The organism is Oleiphilus sp. HI0123, assembly GCF_001635315.1.
Genome location: NZ_LWGE01000901.1, coordinates 1 through 5,561 on the forward strand (window position 1 = coordinate 1; position 5,561 = coordinate 5,561).

The following is a 5,561-nucleotide window of genomic DNA, read 5'->3' on the forward strand; positions in this document are numbered from 1 at the left end:
CCACGAATAAGAACAACGCTGTGCTCTTGTAGGTTATGGCCTTCACCACCGATATACGATGTAACCTCGTAACCGTTCGTTAGACGAACACGACAAACCTTACGCAAAGCCGAGTTTGGCTTCTTAGGTGTCGTAGTGTATACACGAGTACAAACGCCTCGACGTTGAGGACAAGCCTGCAACGCGGGTACGTCACTTTTCGCGACTACACGTTTACGAGGCTTACGTACCAACTGATTAATCGTTGCCATGTAAGCAAACTCCAATATCTATATTTTTAAAAACCGTTTCATTACAAAACGTCAAACTACTATGCCGAAATTGCTGGCACAATAAAGTTGAGGGGCGCAAGTCTAATGACGCCCCCCTCAACTGTCAAGCAATGCGGTGATTTTTTGTTCACCGCACCTGCATCCACTTACTTAACAAGCAATTACTGCTTATTAAGCTCGGCACTCAATGCTGCAACAACATCCTGTGCACTTACACCCAAGCCCTCTTCAGCGATAGGTGCCAACTTCTGATCTTTCTTACGCTTACGCTCTGAGTGGTAAGCCAAACCTGTACCTGCCGGGATCAAACGGCCCACTACCACGTTCTCTTTCAAGCCACGTAAGTAGTCACGCTTACCTGTCACCGCACCTTCAGTCAGTACGCGCGTTGTTTCCTGGAACGATGCAGCAGAGATAAACGACTCAGTTGCAAGCGAAGCTTTGGTAATACCCAACAACTGACGCTCACACTGCGCAGGCATCTTGTCGTTCGAATCAGCCTCTTCATTAGCTTCCAAGAACTTCACATACTCAACCTGGTCACCCTTGATCAAGTCAGTATCACCAGACTGCGTAATCTCAACTTTACGCAACATCTGGCGCACGATAACTTCGATATGCTTATCGTTAATTACAACACCCTGCAAACGGTAAACGTCCTGCACTTCGTTAGTGATGTATTTAGATAGCTCCACAACACCCAGTAGGCGCAAAATATCGTGCGGGTTAGAAGGTCCATCCGAGATAACCTCACCCTTTTCTACTGTTTCGCCTTCGAATACGTTCAACTGGCGATACTTGTGAATCAATGCTTCATACGGCTCAGCACCATCTTTAGGCGTAATCACTAATCGCTTCTTGCCCTTAGTCTCTTTACCGAAACTAACAACACCAGAAATTTCAGCCAAGATAGAAGGCTCTTTAGGCTTACGCGCCTCGAACAAGTCAGCTACTCGCGGTAGACCACCTGTGATATCACGAGTCTTAGATGACTCTTGAGGAATACGAGCCAAGACGTCGCCTACTTCAACCATGTCGCCATCACGCATATTTAACAAAGCGTTAGCTGGCAAGAATACCTGAATCGGATTATCTGTACCTGGTAACAAGACAGGGTTACCATCTTCATCCACAAGCTGAACCATTGGACGAATATCTTTACCTGAAGATGGACGATCTTTCGGATCGATAATCTGGATATTGGATAGACCTGTTAACTCATCAGTTTGAGTCGTTACAGTAATACCCTCTTCCATTCCAACGAACTGAGCCTTACCACCATTTTCGGTAATGATTGGGTGCGTATGTGGATCCCACTTAGCAACCACACCACCCGCTTCGATCTTGTCACCGTCTTTAGCCGAGATCACAGCACCGTAAGGAAGCTTATACCACTCACGCTCGCGACCATGCTCATCAGCTACTGCTAGCGCAGAAGAGCGAGAGGTTACAACTAGGCAGCCGTCTTTACGCTCAATCGACTTCATATTATGCAGGCGGATCTTACCACCATGCTTAACCTGAATATTATCTACTGCAGATGATCTAGACGCCGCACCACCGATGTGGAAAGTACGCATCGTTAACTGTGTACCCGGCTCACCGATTGACTGCGCAGCGATAACACCAACAGCCTCACCCTTATTAACAACATGACCACGAGCCAAGTCACGACCGTAGCACTGGGCACAAACACCGTGTCGAGTATCACAGGTAATCGCTGAGCGAACCCATACTTCATCAACACCTGCCTTTTCTAGTTCGGATACCTTCTTTTCATCCAAGAAGGTGCCAACAGGCAGAACAACATTTTCTAAATCACCCGGTGCAAAGATATCTTTTGCTGCAACACGACCCAATACACGATCACCTAGTGGTACAACAACATCACCACCTTCAATCATTGGCGTCATTAACAGACCTTCTTTGGTGCCACAATCATCATTGGTCACAACAAGATCCTGGGCAACGTCAACCAAACGACGAGTTAGGTAACCGGAGTTTGCAGTCTTCAATGCCGTATCCGCCAAACCTTTACGAGCACCGTGAGTAGAGATGAAGTACTGAAGTACGTTCAAACCTTCACGGAAGTTTGCTGTGATTGGCGTTTCGATGATCGAACCATCCGGCTTAGCCATCAAACCACGCATACCAGCTAGCTGACGAATCTGTGCAGCCGAGCCCCTTGCGCCTGAGTCAGCCATCATAAAGACTGAGTTAAATGAGTCTTGCTCAACCGTCTTACCTTCACGATCAACGACGGTATCTTTACCGAGATTATCCATCATCGCTTTAGCGACTTTATCGTTAGCTCTCGCCCAGATATCGATAACCTTGTTGTATTTCTCACCGTGCGTCAGAAGACCTGAGGCAAACTGAGTCTCGATCTCTTTTACTTCAGCAGAAGACGCATCGATAATCGTATATTTCTCATCAGGTATAACGAAGTCGTTAACACCGATAGATGAGCCAGAAAACGTCGCTTGAGAAAAGCCTAAATACATAAGCTGGTCTGCGAAGATTACCGTATCTTTCAAACCACATACGCGATATGCAGTATTGATCAACTTAGAGATCGCCTTTTTAACCATCGGGCGGTTAACTAAATCAAATGGTAAGCCATCAGGAAGAATATCGAACAACATTGCTCGACCAACTGTCGTATCTGCAATCAACGACTTGCTTACATTGTTACCGTCTTCATCTTTGGTAACCTCTGTAAGACGAACTTTTACTTTCGCCTGCAAGTGAACTTTTTTCGCACCGTATGCTCTCTGAACCTCTTTAATATCAGAGAAAACCATACCTTCACCTTGAGCGTTTATACGCTCACGTGTCATATAGTACAAACCTAGTACAACATCTTGGGAAGGAACTATAATTGGCTCACCATTCGCAGGCGCAAGAATATTGTTAGTAGACATCATTAAGGCACGCGCTTCCAACTGAGCTTCTAGCGTCAGAGGAACGTGTACCGCCATTTGGTCACCATCAAAGTCAGCGTTATATGCCGCACAAACTAGTGGGTGTAACTGGATCGCTTTACCTTCGATCAATACCGGCTCAAATGCCTGAATACCCAAACGGTGAAGTGTCGGTGCACGGTTCAACATTACCGGGTGCTCACGAATTACTTCAGCAAGAATGTCCCATACTTCAGGTGTTTCACGCTCAACCATCTTCTTCGCCGCTTTGATGGTCGTAGCTAAACCACGATGCTCAAGCTTAGAGAAGATAAATGGTTTAAATAGCTCAAGTGCCATTTTCTTAGGCAAACCACACTGATGCAAACGAAGGCTAGGACCAACAACGATCACCGAACGACCAGAGTAATCAACACGCTTACCAAGAAGGTTCTGGCGGAAACGACCCTGCTTACCTTTGATCATGTCAGCCAAAGACTTAAGAGGACGCTTGTTTGAACCAGTGATAGCACGACCACGACGGCCGTTATCTAGCAATGCGTCCACAGATTCTTGCAACATACGTTTTTCGTTACGAACAATGATATCTGGTGCGCTCAGCTCTAGTAGTCGCTTCAAACGATTGTTACGATTGATCACTCGACGATAAAGGTCGTTCAGATCAGACGTCGCAAAACGACCGCCATCCAGGGGAACCAAAGGACGAAGATCTGGTGGAAGTACAGGCAACACCTTCAAGACCATCCACTCAGGGTTATTGCCTGAGCTGTGGAAAGACTCTAATAATTTAAGACGCTTAGATAGCTTCTTAATTTTTGTTTCTGAGTTAGTCGCTGGAATCTCTTCTCTTAAACGCTCAATCTCTTCTTCTAGATTGATGTTCTGCAGTAAGCTTTGAATCGCTTCTGCACCCATCTTAGCGTCGAACTCATCACCGAACTCTTCAAGTGCCTCGTAATATTGTTCGTCACTAAGTAGCTGACCGTGCTCAAGCGTACTCATACCCGGATCAATAACCATGTATGATTCGAAATACAATACTCGCTCGATATCACGCAAAGTCATATCTAAAAGCATACCAATACGTGACGGCAAAGACTTCAAAAACCAGATGTGAGCAACTGGGCTAGCTAGTTCGATATGAGCCATACGGTCACGTCTTACGTTAGCAAGCGCAACTTCTACACCACACTTCTCACAAATTACACCACGATGCTTAAGGCGCTTGTACTTACCACACAAGCACTCATAGTCCTTGATAGGACCGAAAATTTTGGCACAAAATAAGCCATCACGCTCTGGCTTGAATGTACGATAGTTAATCGTTTCTGGCTTCTTAACTTCACCGTATGACCAAGATCGGATCATTTCTGGAGACGACAAGCCAATACGAATTGAGTCGAATTCCTGAGTTTGATTTTGGTTTTTTAATAGGTTTAATAAATCTTTCATCGGTTTTGCTCCAATTGGAGTTATCTATCCGCGAACGCTTCATCTAGAAGCGCTCGCCTCCGCGTAATTGTTTGTATTGACTTGCGAACTACTCTGATTCCAGCTCGATATCAATACCAAGCGAGCGAATTTCTTTAACAAGTACGTTGAATGATTCTGGCATGCCAGGCTCCATACGGTGATCACCATCAACGATGTTCTTATACATCTTGGTACGGCCGTTAACATCATCAGATTTAACCGTAAGCATTTCCTGTAGCGTATAAGCAGCACCGTAAGCTTCTAGCGCCCATACTTCCATCTCACCGAAGCGCTGACCACCAAACTGAGCTTTACCGCCCAATGGCTGCTGAGTAACAAGGCTGTATGAACCCGTAGAACGAGCGTGCATCTTGTCATCAATCAAGTGGTTCAACTTAAGGATATACATATAGCCAACGGTAACTGGACGATCAAAAGAGTCCCCAGTACGACCATCATATAATTGAACCTGACCACTATCATCAAGACCGGCTAGACGAAGAAGCTCTTTAATCTGAGACTCTTTCGCACCATCAAAAGCAGGAGTCGCCATTGGAACACCACCGCGAAGGTTATGTGCCAGCTCTAGAATCTCTTCATCACTAAAGGTATCCAACGCTTCTTTCTTATCAGCAACACCGTTATAGATTTGATCCAGTAGGCCACGTAGTTCTTGCACTTCTTTCTGCTGTTTAATCATAAGGTCAATTTTCTTACCAAGACCTTTTGCAGCACAACCCAAGTGTGTTTCCAGTACCTGACCGACGTTCATTCGAGACGGAACACCTAGCGGGTTAAGTACAATATCTACTGGGTTACCATGCTCATCATATGGCATATCTTCAACTGGCATAATAACCGAGATAACACCCTTGTTCCCGTGTCGTCCAGC

2 protein-coding genes and 1 pseudogene are annotated in these 5,561 nt (G+C 45.6%); all 3 read right to left on the minus strand.

Features of this window, described 5'->3' with window-relative positions:
- The coding region (rpsL, locus tag A3761_RS07775) for a 30S ribosomal protein S12 (RefSeq protein WP_068750074.1) at positions 1-251 on the minus strand (251 nt) is incomplete at its 3' end.
- Positions 252-433: 182 nt separating this feature from the next.
- Positions 434-4,648 carry a DNA-directed RNA polymerase subunit beta' gene (gene rpoC, locus A3761_RS07780; protein WP_068553379.1) on the minus strand — a complete coding sequence of 1,405 codons (4,215 nt, stop codon included), beginning with the start codon at positions 4,646-4,648 and terminating at the stop codon, positions 434-436.
- A gap of 88 nt (positions 4,649-4,736) precedes the next feature.
- Positions 4,737-5,561, minus strand: a pseudogene (gene rpoB / locus A3761_RS07785) (DNA-directed RNA polymerase subunit beta); the annotation flags it as partial.